The organism is Paenibacillus sp. V4I9, assembly GCF_030817295.1.
Classification (GTDB): Bacteria; Bacillota; Bacilli; order Paenibacillales; family NBRC-103111; genus Paenibacillus_E.
Window position 1 is genome coordinate 1575251 of sequence record NZ_JAUSZE010000001.1, and the last position, 20666, is coordinate 1595916.

The 20666-nt window shown below is 49.9% G+C and carries 14 protein-coding genes; all 14 read left to right on the plus strand.

The genetic code is table 11. The features are described 5' to 3' along the window. Positions 1 to 15: 15 nt before the first annotated feature. The gene (locus QFZ81_RS07440; protein ID WP_307446013.1) at positions 16 to 1722 is read left to right on the plus strand and encodes an ABC transporter substrate-binding protein; all 1707 of its coding nucleotides are present in this window, start codon (positions 16 to 18) and stop codon (positions 1720 to 1722) included. A 429-nt stretch (positions 1723 to 2151) separates the two neighbouring features. Continuing rightward, positions 2152 to 3855, plus strand: a complete 1704-nt coding sequence (locus tag QFZ81_RS07445) for a cellulase family glycosylhydrolase (protein WP_307446011.1) — start codon at positions 2152 to 2154, stop codon at positions 3853 to 3855. Positions 3856 to 4036: 181 nt separating this feature from the next. Further along, positions 4037 to 5740, plus strand: a complete 1704-nt coding sequence (locus QFZ81_RS07450) for a cellulase family glycosylhydrolase (RefSeq protein WP_307446009.1) — start codon at positions 4037 to 4039, stop codon at positions 5738 to 5740. Positions 5741 to 5787: 47 nt separating this feature from the next. Beyond that, a complete protein-coding gene (locus tag QFZ81_RS07455; protein ID WP_307446007.1) occupies positions 5788 to 7890 on the plus strand; it encodes a beta-galactosidase in 2103 nt (700 codons plus the stop codon). A gap of 45 nt (positions 7891 to 7935) precedes the next feature. After that, positions 7936 to 8583 (plus strand): SGNH/GDSL hydrolase family protein, encoded by a 648-nt coding sequence (locus tag QFZ81_RS07460; RefSeq protein ID WP_307446005.1) that lies wholly within the window; start codon positions 7936 to 7938, stop codon positions 8581 to 8583. Positions 8584 to 8692: 109 nt separating this feature from the next. Next, complete coding sequence (locus tag QFZ81_RS07465; protein WP_307602131.1) at positions 8693 to 10291, plus strand: cellulase family glycosylhydrolase; 1599 nt, start codon at positions 8693 to 8695, stop codon at positions 10289 to 10291. Positions 10292 to 10503: 212 nt separating this feature from the next. After that, positions 10504 to 10740 (plus strand): hypothetical protein, encoded by a 237-nt coding sequence (locus QFZ81_RS07470; protein WP_307446000.1) that lies wholly within the window; start codon positions 10504 to 10506, stop codon positions 10738 to 10740. Positions 10741 to 11134: 394 nt separating this feature from the next. Continuing rightward, the gene (locus tag QFZ81_RS07475) at positions 11135 to 11950 is read left to right on the plus strand and encodes an AraC family transcriptional regulator (protein ID WP_307602133.1); all 816 of its coding nucleotides are present in this window, start codon (positions 11135 to 11137) and stop codon (positions 11948 to 11950) included. Positions 11951 to 12277: 327 nt separating this feature from the next. Continuing rightward, the gene (locus QFZ81_RS07480; RefSeq protein ID WP_307602135.1) at positions 12278 to 13798 is read left to right on the plus strand and encodes a glycoside hydrolase family 43 protein; all 1521 of its coding nucleotides are present in this window, start codon (positions 12278 to 12280) and stop codon (positions 13796 to 13798) included. A 211-nt stretch (positions 13799 to 14009) separates the two neighbouring features. Continuing rightward, complete coding sequence (locus QFZ81_RS07485; protein WP_307445995.1) at positions 14010 to 14975, plus strand: aminoglycoside phosphotransferase family protein; 966 nt, start codon at positions 14010 to 14012, stop codon at positions 14973 to 14975. A gap of 95 nt (positions 14976 to 15070) precedes the next feature. Then, the gene (locus QFZ81_RS07490; RefSeq protein WP_307445993.1) at positions 15071 to 17902 is read left to right on the plus strand and encodes a glycoside hydrolase family 3 protein; all 2832 of its coding nucleotides are present in this window, start codon (positions 15071 to 15073) and stop codon (positions 17900 to 17902) included. Positions 17903 to 17989: 87 nt separating this feature from the next. Beyond that, entirely contained in the window at positions 17990 to 18319 is a 330-nt protein-coding gene (locus QFZ81_RS07495; RefSeq protein WP_307602137.1) for a glycoside hydrolase family 95-like protein, read from the plus strand. A gap of 426 nt (positions 18320 to 18745) precedes the next feature. After that, positions 18746 to 19702: an ABC transporter permease gene (locus tag QFZ81_RS07505; protein ID WP_307445989.1), complete on the plus strand. Its 957-nt coding sequence runs from the start codon at positions 18746 to 18748 to the stop codon at positions 19700 to 19702. Positions 19703 to 19730: 28 nt separating this feature from the next. After that, the gene (locus QFZ81_RS07510; RefSeq protein WP_047675180.1) at positions 19731 to 20621 is read left to right on the plus strand and encodes a carbohydrate ABC transporter permease; all 891 of its coding nucleotides are present in this window, start codon (positions 19731 to 19733) and stop codon (positions 20619 to 20621) included. Positions 20622 to 20666 lie beyond the last annotated feature (45 nt).

Genomic DNA, 20666 nt, shown 5'->3' on the forward strand with positions numbered 1-20666 from the left:
GGGAGGCAGTATTTCATGAAAGTCAACACAACGAAAGTGGCAAGCGTTCTGATGGTCGTCGCCTTGTTGGCGGCCACCGGCTGCAGCAAGCCGAATTCCGATGGTACAAGCAGTCCTGCGGCATCGTCCAAACCATCGGTATCCGAATCGTCCAAAGAAGCTCTTACCCCCATGACGATCCGTTTCGCTGCTGGCGACAACAATCCGCTCTGGGACGACATGCAGAGCGAAGTCGGCAAACTCATTACGCAAAAAACCGGCATCTCCGTCAAGGCGCAATTCCCGGTAGGCGGCAATGATGATATGTTTTCCCTGATGGTGGCAAGCAACGACTATCCGGATATGGTTGCGGCCAAGGGCAGTGCGGGCAAGCTGAAGGACGCCGACGCTTTGATCGATCTGGCGCCGCTCATTGACCAGTATGCGCCGAACCTCAAGAAGCTATATGGAGAATACATGAAGCGTCTGCGTTGGAGCAATGATGACCATGGCATTTATGTCCTGCCGACCGCTGGGGTAAACAACCAGTACTTCAAGGCAGGCGCCGGCTTCGAGCTGCAGCATGCCGTGGTGAAGGAGCTTGGCTATCCGCCAATCAAGACGGTGAAGGATTTCGAGAACGCGCTCAAAGCCTACAAAGACAAGTACCCGACCACAGCCGACGGCAAGCCGATCATCCCCTTGTCCCTGAACGCAGGGGAATGGCAAATTTTAATTACCACCACCAACCCCGCTGTTGCCACGACAGGCGCGCCGGATGAAGGTGAATTTTACATTGATCCGAAAACCTATGAGACGAAGTTCCACTACTTGCGTCCGGAGGAGAAGGAATACTTCCGATGGCTGAACCATATGAACGACATCGGCTTGCTTGACCCGGAGAGCTTCGTGCAGAAGTATGACCAGTACAAGGCGAAGGTTGCCAGCGGCCGCGTTCTGGGACTCATCGATGCGGATTGGGACTACGCCAATGAAGAAGCATTGCTGAAGAAAGAGGGCAAGTTTGATCAAACCTACGCCCACTTTCCGGTTACCTTGAATGAAACTTACAAGAGATATGACTTCCAAGATACCGGGTACTTGGCTGGTACCGGCATCTCGATCACAAAGAGCGCCAAAGACCCGGTTCGCATCATCAAGTTCCTGGATTTTCTGGCGTCTGATGAAGGGCAAGTGTTGGTCAACTGGGGGATTGAAGGCAAGCATTACAAGGTGGAGAACGGCAAGCGCGTCATCCTGGACGACATTCTGAAGATGAAGATCAATGACAACAAAAATTTCAAGAAAACTACCGGTATAGATATGTACCGAATGGGACCGAGCTACGGTGACGGCGTGAAGGACCCAACGGGTAACTATTACACCACTGTCTTCCCGGAACAAATCGAGAAGGAATACACCCAAGCGGACAAAGAGACATTGGCTGCTTACAAAATCAAGAACTTTAAGGATCTGTGGCCGTCCGAGAAGGAATTCCCGGTTAGACCGTGGGGCGCGGCATGGAACATCAACATGGAAAGCGGCTCCGAAGTGAACGTCCTCTTCCAGAAGTGCGAAGACATTATGAAGAAGCGCATTCCAGAAGCGATTTTGGCGAAGCCGGACCAATTCGATGCCGTATGGGACAACTTCATGAAGGATCTGGAAAAAGCCGGCGTTAACAAGCTGAATCAGGAATTCACCAAGCTGGTGAAAGACCGTGTGAAGCTTTGGAATGAGTAAAAGCTGACAAAGTCAAGCTGAAAGCCGACAGCGGCATTAAGTAACGTCGGCTTGTTGAACCGACCGATTGATAAGGGGCCGCCATGGAGGGCGGTCCCTTATCTCATATCGGCGCATTATTTTACAGGAAAGCATCCAAAATATTGAATTTCCACATGATTTTTAGATGATTTTATGAAGTATTATTACAAACGCCATATCGTTAAAATAAAAATGTCACCGCTTACATAAAGCGTTCAATGAGGAGGTGCATGAAAAACACAACATCGAAGTGCAGTCACAAGTGTCTCTGAGAATTGATTTCCTCGAAAGACAGCAGTGCCCATTATTCCAAGCAGAGGAGGATATTCAGGCGTGCATCAGTAAATACGCGGCAAGCAAAACATCTACAGAATCAATCCAAATATATGACACCAAAGGAGAATTTCTATGCGCACAAAAAGATCATATCTGTCGGTCGCAATGATCGTTGCCTTGCTGCTGACGTTGTTTTCACCCATCAGTTCGGCCGCTGCTTCCCCGAAAGAAACCAAAATGCAGTCTTATGTCAGCGCAATGCAGCCCGGATGGAACCTGGGCAATACATTTGATGCATTTGATACAACTGATCCGACGAAAAATGATGAGACGGCTTGGGGCAACCCGCGCGTAACCAAAGAATTCATTAAGGAAATTAGGAAGCAGGGCTTCAAAAGCATCCGTATTCCAATTACATGGAGCGGGCGGATGGAAGGCGCACCGGATTATACGATCAATCCGGCCTGGATGGACCGGGTTCAGCAAGTCGTCGACTGGTCGCTGGAAGAGGGACTGTATGTCATGATCAACATTCACCACGACTCATGGATGTGGGTCAGCAAGGCGCCGGCGAATCATGACGCCGTATTGGCTCAATATAATGCGATTTGGAAGCAAACCGCAGACCGATTCAAGAATCATTCCGATAAACTGATGTTCGAGAGCGTCAACGAACCGTTATTTGATAACGTTGATGTGGCTACGCAGCACACGTTTCTCGATGAGTTCAACACATCCTTCGTCCATATTGTAAGAGCGTCAGGAGGCAAAAATGACGTTCGTCCGCTAGTGCTGCCGACGTTATTTACGAATAACTCGCAAGAGCATGTGGATTCGCTTGCAAGCACGATTGCCAAGCTGAACGATACGAATTTGATCGCTACCGTTCATTTTTACGGCTTCTGGCCGTTCAGTGTAAACATTGCGGGCTACCCGAAGCTTGAAGCCGACACGATTAAGGATATCGATACAATGGCTAACAATGTATATAATACGTTCGTATCGAAAGGAATTCCCGTAGTCATAGGCGAATTTGGACTGCTCGGCTGGGATGCCGGAGAAGGTGTGCCCGAGCATGGCGAGATGTTGAAATTTTTGGAGTTTTTTACCGCTAAATCCATAGAGAACAAACTTACCCTGATGCTATGGGACAACGGAGGGCGTTTTGACCGCAATACGCTTCAGTGGAGAGATCCGGAGCTTTACAACCTGATCATGGCTAGCTTTAAAGGCCGCTCTTCCACTGGCGAATCCGATCTGATCTTTGTCAGGAAAGGTGCGCCGGCCCAAGACGCCGTAGTCCATGTGAACTTGAACGGCAATATTTTGACCGGTATCCGTGCCGGAGACAATAAGTTGAAAATAGGCAAAGATTATGAGTTGAACGGCGAAGAGCTGACCCTCAAAGCAAGTTTTATCGCCAAGCTGACTGAATCGGCCTCACTTGGCGAGGTAGCCGTATTGAAAGCCCAATTTAACAAGGGCGCCGATTGGACGTTCCATGTCTTGTACAATGACACGCCGGTGCTGCAAAACGTGGAAGGCAACACCGCAAATTTTGTGATTCCGACTGCCTTCAACGGCGATCGTCTAGCCACGATGGAAGCCGTGTACGCTGCAGGGGGCAATGCAGGTCCGCATAACTGGACTTCGTTCAAGGAGTTCGCCCGGACATTCAAACCTTCTTATGCTACAAATGAAATCGCTCTTACAGAAAGCTTCTTCAAAGAAGTGAATGATGGTACGGTGATTCTGAAGTTCCACTTCTGGAGCGGCGCCATCATCGAGTACACGATTACGAAGAACGGCACGAGCATTACGGGCACAGCTTCGTAGAACCGGAATTGATTGGGGAAAAAGGGAGTCCTGTCCAGCGCCTGCGCGCTGCGGCAGAGCTTACTTGACTATTATCAGCTTACGTCCAAAGGTGGCCGAATCACTGGCACACCCAAGTAACGTCCGCCAAGCAACACGTGTACAGTGGAAGCCTAAATTATGAAACCAAAGGAGAATTTCTATGCGCTCAAAAAGATCATATCTGTCGGTCGCAATGATCGTTGCCCTGCTGCTGGCGTTGTTTTCACCCGTCAGCTCGGCCGCTGCTTCCCCGAAAGAAACCAAAATGCAGTCTTATGTCAGCGCAATGCAGCCCGGATGGAACCTGGGCAATACATTTGATGCATTTAATACGACTGATCCAACAAAAAATGATGAGACGGCTTGGGGTAACCCGCGCGTAACCAAAGAATTCATTAAGGAAATTAAGAAGCAGGGCTTCAAAAGTATCCGTATTCCGATTACATGGAACGGGCGGATGGGCGACGCACCGGATTATAAGATCGATCCGGCCTGGATGGACCGAGTTCAGCAAGTCGTCGACTGGTCGCTGGAAGAGGGACTGTATGTCATGATCAATGTTCACCATGACGCTTGGATGTGGGCCAGAACGATGCCTACGAATCATGACGAAGTATTGGCCCGATATACCGCGGTATGGACGCAAATCGCCGACCGCTTCAAGAATCGTTCCAACAAACTGATGTTCGAAAGCATCAACGAACCGGAATTTTTAAACGTTGATATAACGACGCAGCTCGCATTTCTTGATGAGATCAACACAACCTTCGTCCATCTTGTAAGAGCGTCGGGAGGCGCAAATGCCGATCGTCCGCTTGTGCTGCCGACGTTATACTGCAATCACGAGAAAGTGCGTGTGGATTCGCTTGCAAGCACGATTGCCAAGCTGAACGATCCGAATTTGATCGTGACCGTTCATTTTTACGGCTTCTGGCCGTTCAGTGTGAATATTGCGGGCTACCCGAAGCTCGAGGCCGACACGATTAAGGATGTCGATACATTGATTGACAATGTATCTAATGCGTTCGTATCGAAAGGAATTCCCGTTATCGTAGGCGAATACGGACTGCTCGGCTGGGATGCCGGAGAAGGTGTGCCCGAGCATGGCGAGATGTTAAAGTTTATCGAGTATTTCACCTCTAAATCCGTAGAGAACAAATTTGCACTTATGCTGTGGGACAACGGCGGGCGTTTTGACCGCAGAACGCTTCAGTGGAACGATCCTGAGCTTTACAATCAGATCATGGCCAGCTTGAAGAGCCGTTCTTCCACTGGCGAATCCGATCTGATTTTTGTCAAGAAAGGTGCTCAGGAACAGGACGCCGTAGTCCATCTGAACTTGAACGGCAATGTTCTAACCAGCATCAAAAATGGAAAATACGAATTGGTCAATGGCGTGGACTATGAGCTGAATGGCGAAGTCCTGACTCTCAAAGCAAGTTATGTCGCCAAGCTGACCGCATCGGCTGAACCAGGCGAGGTTGCCGTATTGAAAGCTGGGTTCAACAAAGGCGCCGATTGGACTTTCCATGTTTTATACAATGACACGCCGGTGCTGCAAAATGTGGAAGGCACCACTTCAAATTTTGCGATTCCGACTGCCTTCAACGGCGACCGTCTTGCCACGATGGAGGCCACTTACGCTGCAGGGGGCAACGCCGGTCCGCATAACTGGACTTCGTTCAAGGAGTTCAACCGGACATTCAAACCATCTTATGCTACAAATGAAATCTCTCTTACACAGGGCTTCTTCAATGAAGTGAACGATGGAACGGTGATTCTGAAGTTTCACTTCTGGAGCGGCGCCATCATCGAGTACACGATTACGAAGAACGGCACGAGCATTACGGGCACAGCATCGTAGAGCAAGAATCGATCGTTTCGGGATAAAAGGAGTCCTGCCTTGCGCCCGTGCGCAGGGACAGGACTCTCTGCTGCCGAAATAAGGATTTGTGCGGAAATCGGGAAACAACGGTTTACAATGAAACATTGCTTAGCTTAGCAATCGGTGGAGGGCAGCTTATGATGAAAATGGGTGTAGATTATTATCCGGAGCACTGGGAGCGCGCCATGTGGGATCAGGATGCGGATCTGATGCGGCAGACGGGAGTCCGTCTGGTTCGGTTAGCCGAATTTGCATGGTCGCGTCTGGAGCCGGAGGAAGGGCGATACGATTTCGCATGGTTGGACGATGCGATAGAGGTTTTCCATCAACGCGGCATCGAGGTCGTGATCGGAACTCCGACCAACACGCCGCCGAATTGGCTGGTGGAGCGGTACCCGGACGTGCTTCCGGTTGATGCCTTGCTGCATCCGCGATATCCCGGTGTGCGCGGACATCGTTGCTACAACAGTCCCTCCATGCGCCTTTACTCGGAGAAAATCGTGGATAAGCTTGCCTCGCATTATTCGAAGCATCCGGCTGTAACCGGATGGCAGATTGATAACGAATTTGCTCTGAACGAGTGTCATTGCGACAATTGCAGCGAGCGGTTCCGAGAATGGCTGTCGGACAAGTACGGATCTTTGGAGGATCTGAACCGCGCATGGGGCACCGTCGTCTGGAGCGGGGAGTACAGCAGTTGGCCGCAAATCAAGCCCCCGCTGGGCGGTACCTCCTTCAAAAACCCGTCTTATTTACTGGACTGGAAAAGGTTCGAAACGGATTCTGTCGTCGATTTTCAACAACTGCAAGTGAATCTTCTGAGGAAGCTGTGTCCGGATCATTTCGTGACCCATAATATTTGGAGCTACCCGATGTCCCTCGACTATTACAAACTGTGCGACTCGCTGGACTTTGCCTCCCTTGACTATTATCCGAACACAAGTCCGGAAAAGTCGGATACGAGCGGATACGGCGGGGCGTTGACGCTGGACTTAACCCGGGGGATTAAGAGGGGGAACTTCTGGATCATGGAAACGATCAGCGGCCCGCCAGGCTGTTGGTTCCCGATGTGGCGAACGCCGCAGCCGGGGTTTATACGTGCGTTCGCCTGGCAGTGCATATCGCGCGGTGCCGATGCCCTCGTGCATTTCCGGTGGAGAAGCGCTTCCGTAGGCGCCGAGCAATTCTGGCATGGCTTGATCGACCATAGCAACATTCCGGGCCGCCGGTTCGAGGAGTATAGCAAGCTGTGCGGGGAAGTGAACCGTCTCTCTCCGCTGCTGACCGGATCGGAGGTGCATGGCGAAGCGGCCATTCTCCATTCGCACGATCAATACAATGCGCTTCAGATTCAGCCGCAGGCGGAGGGAATGGATTATTTCGACAATCTGAAGCTGTATCACCGCGCATTGACGAAGCTGGGCGTTCAGACCGATGTGGTGAATACGACAGCCGATTTAAGCGAATATCGGCTAATTGTCGCCCCATCTCTCTATTTGTTGGATGACAGCGTGGCAGGCCATCTCGAGGATTGTGTCCGGAACGGGGCTACCTTGATTGTAACGAATCGCACTGGCGTTAAAAACATGAACAATGTTTGCCGGATGGAGCCGCTGCCCGGTCCGCTGGCTGAAGCGGCCGGAGTGTACGTGTCGGAATACGACCCGATAGGCAAAGACGTCCACACCATTCGGTCGAAGAATGGGAAGACCTACACATGCATGCAATGGTGCGATATTTTGGAGCTTTCCGACGCGGAACCGATCGCTTGGTACGAAGACGATTTCTTCGCCGGCAAACCGGCCGCTGCGGTTCATTCTCTTGGAAGCGGCAAGGTGTATTATTTGGGGACGGTTGCCGAGGAGAGCTTTTATTTGGACTTTTTCCGGGAGGCCGCTGCAGAAGCGGGTGCGAGCCTGTTCCCCGATCTGCCGGAGGGCGTTCAAATTTCGGTTCGCAAGAAGAGAGAGAAGCGATATTTGTTCCTATTGAATCTTTCGCGGAAGCGGCAAACTGTAACGCTAAGTCAAGCTTATCCAAGTATTCTCAGCGAGAGACGGATCGGACCGGAGCTTGACATGGAGCCATACGCCGTAGAGATTGTAGAGCTTGCCGAAACCAGCTGCTAGGTCAGGGAAATAGAACCTTATCCGAGAATGAAGGGAAAATCAATCATGAATCCAACACGACAAACGATTCTGTTTCAAGGCGATTCCATAACCGATGGCAACCGGGACAGCAACGAGGATCCCAATCACATTTTGGGACACGGCTACGCTTTTATCATTGCTAGCAAGCTCGGCTTCGAATTGGCCCGCAACCAACCGCATTTCATCAACCGGGGTGTCAGCGGAAACCGGGTTTCGGATTTATACGCCCGCTGGGACGATGATGCGATCAGCTTAAAGCCGGATCTGATCAGCATCCTGATCGGCGTCAACGACGCCTGGCGGATCCTTTCGGGTTGTTCAGGCGACCGTTTCGAAAGAGCGTACAGGCATTTGCTGGCGGAAACGAAGGAGATGTTGCCTTCCGCAGGATTAGTGCTGTGCGAGCCGTTTATATTGAAAGTCGGGTGTACGGAGGAAAAATGGGAGGAGTGGCGAAAACGGATCGATGACTACGGCCGTATCGTTCGTCAGTTGGCCGAGGAATACGATGCGGTATTCGTTCCATTACAAGAGGCGTTCGACAAGGCTTCGTCCGGCAAGGATGCCGCCTATTGGATATGGGATGGCGTTCACCCAACGGCTGTCGGCCATGAACTCATTGCCCGCGAATGGCTATCCATCGTTCAGAACAGCCCGTTTGCCATTCGCTGAAAGTGTACCTTAATGGAACGGAGGTGATGAACAAGGTTGTTACCGGTTGGGAGTTTTTTGGTTGAACTCGTTTAAAATGAACCAAAAATAAGAGACGGAGGTGTTATTTATGTCGTCAAAAGTAAAGTCTTTCAGGATCTTTTTGTTAGCCATGGTATTGGTGTTTACAACTGTCATTTCCGGTCGGATTCCGTCAGCATCTGCAGAAACAGCCGATTTCACGCAATTGAATGCTTCGCAAATTGTTTTTGAAATGGGGGCGGGCTGGAATCTGGGAAACCAGCTTGAGCTCAGTTCCAACGGTACACCCAGCGAAAGCACTCCTAATGTCACGCAGGCGTTCATTCAAAGGGTAAAAGCAGCAGGATTTAAAACAATCCGTATCCCTGTTTCGTATTTGAATAAGATAGGGAGTGCACCGAATTATACGATTGATTCTGCATGGCTGAACAGAGTGAAAACAGTCGTGGACTATGCCTACAACGAAGGCTTGTATGTCATTACTAACATTCATGGAGACGGGTACAATTCAGTCCCCGGTTCTTGGCTGCTAGTCAATTCAAACGATCAAACAACGATCAGGGCCAAATATCAAAAAGTCTGGCAGCAGATTGCTAATACGTTTGTCAATTATGATGAGCATTTGATCTTTGAATCCATGAACGAAGAATTTGATGGGACGTGGGAAACGCCTAACACCACATACTATTCAAATCTTAATGCTTATAATCAAATCTTTGTAGATACCGTAAGACAAACCGGAGGAAACAATAGCGCAAGATGGCTTCTGATTCCCGGCTGGAATACCAGCATTGATTATACAGTAGGCAATTATGGCTTTGCGCTTCCTACAGACAATTACAGATCAACTGCGATTCCGAGTTCTGAAAAAAGAATCATGATATCCGTTCATTATTACTCGCCTTGGGACTTCTGCGGTGAGGAATCCGGTACCATAACCCAATGGGGAGCAACAGCTACCAACACGTCGAAAAAATCCACTTGGGGACAGGAAGATTATTTGGATTCGCAACTGAAGTCTACGTATGATAAATTCGTAACCCAAGGATATCCTGTGGTCGTCGGTGAATTCGGTTCCATAGATAAAATGGCCTATGATTCAACGAATAATACGTATCGTGCGGCATTTGCAAAAGCGGTAAGCGCAACAGCCAGGAAATACGGTTCGGTACCGATTATTTGGGATAATGGATGGAATGGAAATTATGGTTTTGGATTGTTTAACAGGTCTACCTATACGATCACACAGCAAGGAATTATTGATGCGATCATGAGTGTCATGAAAACTTCTAAAATGAAGAACGTGACCACAGGTTTGTATATTGACGGCATGGGCCGTACCGCAGATGGTTCAAATGCAGGCCAATGGAGTACCAGCGCCAGTAGCAACCAGCAATGGGTGATGGAATTCTACGGAAGCTATTACAAAATAAAAAATGTTGCAACAGGTTTGTATCTTGACGGTATGTACCGTACCGCTAACGGCTCCATTTGCGGGCAGTGGAGCAGCAGCGACAGCTACAACCAGCGATGGAATTTGGAAGCATACGGAGGCAATTACAGGATCAAGAATGCTTCAACCGGTCTTTATTTGGATGGCGGCGGCAATACGGCTAACGGCTCCGACTTGAAGCAGTGGAGCAGCGATGCCAGTACCAACCTGCAGTGGCAGTTTGTGAATCCCTGAAAAACGGGAGGAACGGAAGAGCAGCGACTGTGAAGTCCTGCTCTTTATCTCTTTAAAGGGGGTGATTAAACATGTCTACCAGAGCGATGAAGATATGGAATGGTGGCGGGATTCCAAGATTGGATTTTTATTCCATTGAGGGATATTGAAGCTTGACGCTTTGTTAGAGGCTTGCGGGACTGGCTGTAAAATGTTAGAAGCGCATTATCTACATGGGCAGACCGCTCCGAATCGAGGCGGCTTACATCGCTGACGGCGGGAAATTGCCCGACGGAAGCATCCCGGTAATGTTCGATTCGTCTATGTCCAGGATGGTTTTACCGGGAGAAACGTTCTGGAGCGATGCCGCCGAGATCACAATCCGGAAGAGCATTATCTGGTATTTTCGTGGACGATCACGACACTCGCTGCGGGCGACAGCTTCCCCAATAATATGGATGCGACATTAGTGCCTGCCTACGATGCGCCCGGGCATGCCGCCGGCCAAACGTCATCCGTCCGAATATCCGCAAACATGGTGCTGCCGGATTTCATAGGCTGCGAACGCGAGGGAGCAAGGCGCTTTGCGGAGCGAGTGATGTACCTCAGTTGTAATATCTAATTATTCTATGAAAAATTCACGAATTTCGTAGGTATCTCAGATCTTCATTTTTTTATATAAATAATGATGAATACGCTTTTACATCTGACCCACAACAAGGAGAGAAATCCAAATGCTGTATATGAATCTGGTGAAATGTAAGCGTTATCAATTGTCTTAGGGAATTAACAATAAAGAAAAAATTTATGGGAGTCAGCATGTTGTGTAGCAGATAGAGTGAAGTTCATAAAGGGGGGGGCCATTTGATTTCACAAGACTTATTCTCAAAGATAGCTCAAACAAATTTGTCACTTCCATTTCGACTAAGCGCAGCAGGCTATATTCGCAACCCAGTTGGTTATTTTACTGAGGAGAGTAGTCATTGTGAGATTATATTCTGTTTAAGGGGGAAAGGACTATTTCGAATAAATAGCCAGCCTGAATTTGTAATTCAAGCTAATCAGTTGGTCATTATTACGCCTAGTACAAGTTTTGAATATAAGTCATTAGATGAAAAGTGGGAGATTGCGACAGTACGATTTGATTGTAACCTTATGCTCCTATTGCAATTTCGATTAAAAATGAACAGGCCAGTAATTGTGAATTCTTCAGATAGAATATTAGAGTTGATAGATGCGCTATGTATGTCAGAAGATTACAGAGACAGATCGTTAAAGACTTCTGAGATCATTTATTCTTTGTTAGTAGAAGCTAAACTTCAAACCATAGGATTACACGTATTTACGATTAATCCAAATTTAACAATTCAGAAAGTAGTGAATTTTATCTACGATCATTACTCAAGTAAACTTAAGGTAGACGAGATTTCTCGAATGGTTGGTTATACATCGCAGCACTTAAATAAATTATTTAAGAACGAACTGGGTCACTCTATTTATCAATATATTTTGAAAGTTCAATTAGAACAGGCGGCATGTTTGCTTGAAACCGAAGAAATGACTGTTGAGCAGGTGGCAGAAAATATTGGTATGGAGTCTAGATCATTTTATCGGTTGTTCCAAAGGCGATACAAGGTTTCACCCGGACAATTCAGAAGGGAAATGAGAAAATCGATGTAGATTCTGACGCAATGATGATGCTAACACTATTATTTTCTGGAGTTTTAAGTATTTGGCATACAGCGATTATCTTTTATGATGCTTGCTCTCAGAGTGAAAGTAAACCATATCCGCAAACAGTCTGGTGCTGCCGGATTTCATAGGCTGCGAACGCGAGGGAGTAAGGTGCTTTGCGGAGCGAGTGATGTAGATGTTACCTCAGTTGTAATATCTAATTATTCTATGAAAAATTCACAAATTTCGTAGGTATCTCAAAACTTCATTTTTTTATATAAATAATGATGAATATGCTTTTACATCAGACCCACAACAAGGAGAGAAATCCAAATGCAGTATACGAATCCGGTTATTCCCGGCTTTTATCCCGATCCGAGCATCTGCCGGAACGGGGATGATTATTACCTGGTGACAAGCTCTTTTGCATATTTTCCCGGAGTCCCCCTATTTCACAGCAAGGATCTTGTCAATTGGCGCCAGATCGGACATTGCCTCACAACCGAGCAGCAGTTGCCATTGGGAAACACTTGGCTCTCGGGAGGAATCTACGCCCCAACGATCCGCCATCACGACGGCTGGTTCTATATGGTAACGACGAATGTGAGCGGGGTCGGCAATTTTTTTGTTCGAAGCAGGCAGCCGGACGGTCATTGGTCCGATCCAATACCTGTCGCGCAGAAGGGCATCGATCCTTCTCTATTATTCGATGAAGACGGCAGTGTATACTTTCAATCCACTTGCGACGGCAATGAAGGTTATGGCATTTATCAATGCGAGATTGACATATTGACCGGAAGCATGCTGACTGAGAGCCGTCTGATCTGGAGGGGAACGGGCGGAGCGTACCCGGAAGCTCCCCATCTTTACAAGATCAACGGATTTTACTATTTGCTGATCGCCGAAGGCGGAACTGAATACGGCCATATGGCGACGATAGCGAGAAGCAGCGCCCCCTATGGACCGTATGAAGCGTGTCCCCATAATCCGATTTTGTCTCATAGAAGCTTGAAGACCAGCATACACGCAACCGGGCATGCGGATCTGGTACAGGCGCATGACGGCAGCTGGTGGGCGGTTTTCTTGGGAATCAGGCCTGTTTCTTATCCGATGCGGCATCATCTGGGCAGAGAGACTTTTTTGGCGCCCGTGTCATGGACGGATGACGGCTGGCCGATCATCGGTAACGGCGGGCGTATCGAGTCCGTTATGGAGGCTCCTCAGCTGCAGGAAGTCCGGTGGCCGCATAAGGCAATCAGAGATGATTTTGATGAAACAACGCTAGGCTTTGACTGGGTGTTTCTGCGGAATCCGACTCCGGAAAGCTGGTCGCTCCACGAAAGTCCGGGAAATTTGGTGCTGCGTGGGAATATGGTGTCGCTCGACGATGCCGGCGCCCCCGCCTTTGTGGGCCGGCGTCTGCGCCATTTGTCATGCAACATAGCCGCTCTACTAGATTTCGAACCGAAAAGCGAAGGTGAGGAAGCCGGACTTACCGTATTTATGAACGAAAAGTATCATTATGATCTTGCCGTAAAGTTCAAGGAAGGACGCAAGTTGATCGTATTACGGCGGACCGTGGGATCATTGAGAACGGAGCATACGCACGAATGCGCAGCGGGCCCGGTCGTGCTAAAGATTGAGGCTAGGCCGGAATGGTTTGTTTTCTCCATTCAGCCAAATCAATCCGATGTCCTTGAGTTGGGCTCGGGAGAAACGCATCTGCTCTCAACTGAGGTAGCAGGCGGCTTTACGGGAGTAGTCATTGCGATGTATGCCGTTTGCGAAACAGGACAGAGTACGCCGGCACTTTTTGATTGGTTTGATTATAAGCCGGTGATTCATATCGAATAGGTCTGTTTGGGTGGAAATATGGAGGATTTAGCCCAAGAGTCGGCTTGGGAGCGTCCTTTCCTATTCTTAGATTATGCAGGAAAAGGGGCTTCTCTTGCATAGGGTCATTCTCGTGGATGTTGAAAAACTATCAAGGAATGTAAGTGAAGTGATGGTCGATTTGAAACATTAAGGAATGATTTTAGATTTATGAAAGGGTTGGACAAATAATATGGAAAGTAATATTAAACCCAAGCTGATAGACAGTGATATGGAACGAATAATTCACCAAGCCTTCGGATGCCGGGTCGTTGAAACGAAAGAATTAACGGATGGGTGGGCAAACAGCGCATACGCGATCATCACAAGCGACGACCGCGACGTTATCCTAAAAGTGGCGCCGTTCAAGGGAACAAAAATGATGCGCTATGAGGCAAACTTGATGCGCACGGAAGTTGAGGCGCTACGCTTGTTTGACAACAGCGGAACGCTGCCTGTACCCAAGGTGCTCGCACACGACGATACATGCACCTTGATTAATGCGGAGTATTTTATTATGGAGCGACTTTCGGGGGTTCCTTACAACAAAATCAAAGAGACGCTTTCCCAGGAAGAGAAGGACGCGATCGAATTCGAGCTTGGCGTCTATAGTCGCATGATCAATGAAGTGCAAGGGGAGAAATTCGGATATTTCCTGCAGCAAGAATCGTGGAATGACTCATGGGCGGAAGCTTTTCAACAGATGATCCGGGGCGTGCTGGCTGATGCCAGAGATGCTGGGGTCGAGCTGCCTGCGGGCGATGCGGTTATCGAATCGGAAATTGAACGGCATCTGGATGCTTTGCACGAAGTCGTACAGCCCCGTCTCGTGCATTGGGATTTATGGGATGGAAATGTGTTTGTCGAGAATGGGGAAATAACAGGGCTGATCGATTTCGAAAGAGCGCTTTGGGGCGACCCGCTGATGGAGGTTTATTTCGGCCGCTTCAACCGATCCGTTGGGTTCTCAAGGGGCTATGGGCTGGCCGTCGCAACCCAAAATCAGCAACGGCGCAGAGTGATGTACGATTTTTATCTGGATCTGATCTTATGGATTGAATGTACCTTCCGGCAATATGAAAACAAAGACCACTGGAATTGGGCCCGCAACAATCTTGCGGAAGGCTGGGAACGTCTCCTTGGGATCGGTCGCGATTAAAGGCCCGAGCAATTGGGCCATTTCCATGCCACGGCAACCACGGCAGATTGAGCTAAGATGATTTCTAAATACCTTAAAATGGAGGTTTGGCGACGATGACAAGTGCTAAGGGAGTAGCTTTACCGTTTCAGAATCAAGATCTGGCAATCGAAGACCGTGTTGCCGATCTGGTGTCCCGTTTCACCCTCGAGGAGAAAATTGGGCTCATGTGCCAAAATCAACCCGCAGTCGAGAGGCTGGGGGTGAAACCATACAAGCACGGTACCGAAGCTGCCCACGGCATCGCTTGGCTGGGGGAGGCGACCTCATTTCCGCAACCGATCGGCCTTGCCTGCACTTGGAACCCGGAACTGCTGGAACGGATCGGTTCCGTTATCGGCGATGAGGCCAGAGTGTTTTATCAGCGGGACCCCGCGCGCAACGGCCTGACACTATGGGCGCCGACTGTCGATATGGAGCGGGACCCGCGGTGGGGCCGGACAGAGGAGGCGTACGGGGAAGACCCGCACTTGACGGGTGAGCTCACGTCCGCGCTCGTCAAGGGCATTCAGGGTTCGCATCCCGTTTACCGCAAAGCGATTGCGACCTTGAAGCATTTTCTCGGCAACAACAACGAGAAGGATCGGGGGCACTGCTCCGCCAGCATCGACCCGCGCAATATGCGGGAATATTATTTGAAAGCGTTTGAGCCGGCCTTCCGCGATGGGGGGGCTCTGTCGATGATGACTGCATATAACTCGATCAACGGGACGCCCGCCATTCTCCATCCCGATGTGCTCCGGGTCGTCAAAGGCGAGTGGGAGATGAACGGCTTTATCGTCAGCGATGCAGGAGATCTGATCGGCCTCGTGAAGGATCACCATTATTTTGAGACGTATAAAGAAGCTGTCGTGGCGTCGATCAAGAACGGCATCGACAGCATCACGGACGATGCCGAGATTACCTGCGCCGCCATACGGGAGGCGCTCGCCGAGGGGCTGCTTGAGGATGGCGACCTGGTCCAGGCTTTGACCAACACGTTCCGGGTGCGCTTCCTGCTTGGCGAATTCGATCCAGACGAGCGCAATCCGTATGCCGGCATGCCGGATGACACGGTTTGCAAGCCGGAGCATGCGACTCTCTCCCTGGAAGCGGCCCGTGAATCCGTCGTACTGCTCAAGAACAAGCATCAACTGCTTCCCCTCGACCGGGATGCCGTACAGCGAGTCGCCGTGATAGGGCCGCTCGGAGATGCGGTATGCCGAGATTGGTATTCCGGCAGCCATCCGTATAAGGTCACTCCGCTGCAAGGCATTCGGGCCAAAATGAGCAAAGGTTCCGTCGTCTTCGCCGACGGATGCGACCGTGTGCGCCTTCGTTCCGCTGTGACGGGAAAATATGTAGGGATTGCGCCGGACGAGAACGGTGCATTGAAGGCGGACCGGACAGCTGCCGATTCCGCCGAGACGTTCTTGATGACCGACTGGGGCTTCGGCAGCGCCACGCTGAAGGCGCTCTCGAACGGCAAATATGTGACGACCGACGATAGGACCGTGACCGCTTCGACTGAAGACATTTGGGGCTGGTTCGTCAAAGAGGTGTTTCAACCTGTCGAGGGGCAGGATGGGACGATGTCGCTCGCAAGCTGGAACGGGAGCCCTGTGTCGCTGCCCGGCGATGAAGGCGGGGCTTTGCGCAAAGAGGTTATCGAGGACGGTCTGAAGGAGGCGGTTGCGGTGGCTGAAGCGTCGGATGCAGCGATTGTTATCGTCGGGAACCACCCGCTTATCAACGGGAAGGAAGAGATCGACCGCCCGGACTTGACGCTAGCCGCTTCCCAGGAGAGGCTGATTCGGGAGGTATACAAGGTAAATCCCAACACGATTGTCGTCGTCATTGGGAGCTACCCGTTTGCCCTGAACTGGGTCGATAAGCACATTCCGGCCGTCTTGTATTCCTCACATGCCGGCCAAGAGCTTGGGAACGCCTTGGCGGACGTATTGTTCGGCGATTATAACCCGGCGGGACGGCTCAATATGACCTGGTACAGTTCCGTAGAGCAGCTGCCCGATATCATGGATTATGATATTAGGAAAGGGAAGCGCACCTATCAATATTTTGATGGAGAGCCGTTGTATCCGTTCGGTTACGGGTTGTCGTATACGACCTTCCGTTACTATGAGCTGAAAGTGAATCTGGAGCGTGCCGGCTCACACAAGGACATCTCGGTCAGTGTGCAGGTCGAGAATGCGGGCGATATGGCCGGAGAAGAGGTCGTCCAGCTGTATGTGCGCGCCGATACGTCCCGCGTGCAGAGGCCGCTCAAAGAGCTGAAGGGCTTCCGGCGCATCCATCTGGCTCCCGGAGAGAAGCGGACCATCTGCTTTACGGTGCCGGTTTCCGAGCTGGCGTTCTGGGATGTGACCAGAGACGCTTATTGCATCGAGTCCGGTACTTATACGCTCATGATCGGGGGCTCGTCGGGAGATATTCGCGTGCAGAAGAAGCTGGCGGTAGACGGCGAAACCGTGCCTCCGCGCGATTTAATCAAGGAAACACCGGCAGTGAACTATGATGATTACGATGGCGTCTACCTTGACGAATGCCGGGAAGGCGGGAGCTGCATCCGGTTGTCGGGCGAGTCAGGCTGGCTGCGATTTGACGATGCCGATTTCAGCGTTGGGATCAGCGGCTTCGAAGCCCGTTGTATGTCCGGCAAGGAAGGCGGCAGAATCGAGCTTAGACTGGATGCACCAAACGGTTCGCTTATCGGAACATGCACTGTTCCTGATACGGGGGGGCAGCAATTGTGGGAGACAATTGCCTGCAAGGTGGACGAGGCGTCGGGAGTTCGCACTGTCTATCTGTGTTTGGTCGGGGATATCGGACTGAGCCGCTTCCGTTTCCTTCCGCAAACCGGAGTTATACGAGAGGAGACATTGGAATGAACGCGATGAGCTTGTGATATCGGAAGCCCGCAGCCGATTGGAATGAGGCGCTCCCGATCTGCAATGGCCGTCTTGGCGGAATGGTGTTTGGACATACCGGCGGAGATGCTGTTGCAAAGCCATGTCGGCGAATTGCATCTGTTGCCTGCGCTTCCCAAAGCGTGGGCGGACGGCACGGTCCGAGGCCTGCGTGGGCGGGGCGGGTATACCGCAGATCTGCGCTGGGCGGTTGGGAAGCTGCGGGAAGCCGAGCTTGTGACAAGCCATGCCGGCGTTTGCAGGCTCCGCGTTCCGCATGCGGCGAAGCATGTCGTATACGGGCAGGATGGAGCTCCTATAGAGACAGCTTTGACAGATTACGGAAGCGCGGAATTCCACGCGCAGAAAAATATGCGCTATAGAATTGCCTTACTTTAAATCCAGTACCATGGATAAGACCGAGGACTTGCTGGCTGGCGGTGATGAGTACCTGACCAAGCCCTTTTCTGAGCAGGAACTTCATGCCAGAGTGTTTACCCTGCCGCGCAGATATACAATCTATCAGGATCGGCATGATTCAATATTTTCCGGCACGGAAAAACACTAATTATGGCTGGATTTTAAGTGAAATTTATCGGGTATTATGATGAAAACGATTTCGTTATAATCGAAACAAAGAGGTTGAGAGTTTGCCCGCATAATGAATCTGTGGAACAAAACCTGAAGCAGGTTCCACCGCTGAGAGAGAGTTGATAGGAAATGTCATACCAGCAGGAGTTCTAGACCTCCTAAGATAGCCGATTTGAAAATCCAAGTAAAAGTGAGCAAATGATAGAAAAATTATTTAATAGCGGGAGGAGAAACATGAACGCAAACTTGTCTAAACAAACCTATTCCCCAGTTTCAAGAAAGCGCTTCCAACTTAAAGATAAGTATAAATTATTTCTTATGGCTCTTCCTTTTCTTGTTCTTGTCTTTTTGTTCTCATATTTGCCGCTGTACGGCTGGGTCTATGCCTTTTACGACTACAGGCCCGGTATTCCACTGTCCAAAACCGAGTTCGTGGGCCTGGGCTGGTTTAAAGCGTTGGTGTCGAATCCGACTCAGGTTCAGGAAATCCTCAGGGTTCTGCGCAACACGCTCGTGATCAGTTCGCTTGGCATTCTGACTTCGGTTCTGCCGGTCATCTTCGCGATTTTCCTGGCGGAAATAAAGAGCCCGACGTTTAAGAAAATCGTGCAGACGCTTACAACGCTGCCGAACTTTATCAGTTGGGTATTGGTGTACTCCTTCGCATTCATGTTGTTTTCTGTCGACAACGGCTTCCTGAACAACTTGCTGAAGAGCATGCATCTGATAGAACGCCCGCTGAGTTTGCTGGCATCGGACAACCATACCTGGCTGGCCATGACCTTGTGGGGCATATGGAAAGGTCTCGGTTGGGGTGCGATCTTGTACATTGCTGCGATTGCCGGGATTGATCAGGAATTGTATGAGGCGGCGAGAGTGGATGGAGCAAACCGTTTCCAGCTGATGTGGCACGTGACGATTCCCGGGATTATACCAACATTCTTCGTGCTGCTCATATTGGGAATCGCGAACTTCATCAATAATGGACTCGAGCAATATTATGTGTTCTCTAACGCGATAAACATGAATCATATTGAGGTGCTTGATCTGTACGTATACAACATCGGGGTGGTGAATTCCAACTTCGGGTTCGCGACGGCGGTCAGCATTCTCAAATCGATTATCAGCTTGTTCCTGCTGTATGTAGCCAATGGCTTGTCGAAGCTGGTTCGCGGCGAAGGCGTCATCTAAGTCATCTTGAGTAGAGAGGAGTATCGACATGGGAAAGATGAGAAAGATTACGATATTTGACATCCTGAATTATACGTGGTTTGCCCTTTTCACTCTTGTTTGTTTCTTTCCGTTCTATTATTTGCTCATCAATACGATTAGCAACAACGACTTGAGCAGCAGAGGCCTCATCATGTTTTACCCGCGAGGGCTTCATATAAACAACTATATTGATGTATTCAGAATTCCCGGACTGGGTACAGCCGCGCTCGTATCTATAGGACGCACTGTAATTGGCACATTGTTGACCGTGGCTGCATCGGGATTTCTCGGATACTTGTTTACGAAAAACGCAATGTGGGGACGCAAATTCTGGTACAGGTTCCTCATCGTGACCATGTATTTTAATGCCGGTTTGATTCCATGGTACCTTATCATGCTCAAGCTTGGCTTGGTAAACAATTTCCTGGCCTATGTCATACCCGGGATCGTTGCTCCGTTCAATATCATCCTTGTCAAAACGTTCATCGAGTCGACGCCGATCGCCCTGCAGGAATCGGCGCAAATCGACGGAGCGGGCTTTTTCACGATCTTCTTGAAGATCGTCATGCCTTTGATCACACCGATTCTGGCCACGATCGCCATCTTCTCGGCCATCGGTCAGTGGAACTCGTTCCAGGACACGTTGTTCCTAATCACGAACTCGAAGCTGTTTACGCTGCAATTTCTCCTGTATCGCTATTTAAACGAAGCGACATCGCTGGCAACTCTGATGAAATCCACCGGAGGGGCAATCAATGCGGATTTGACCAATATGCAGACTGCCACTTCGATTCGGACGACGGTTTCTATGGTTGTCGTCATCCCGATATTGCTCGTCTATCCTTTCTTCCAACGATACTTTGTCAAAGGCATCTTAATCGGGGCCGTAAAGGGCTGAATTTGAAACTAGCAAAGGAGGTGAGGCGGGACGTTGTTGGCTTGT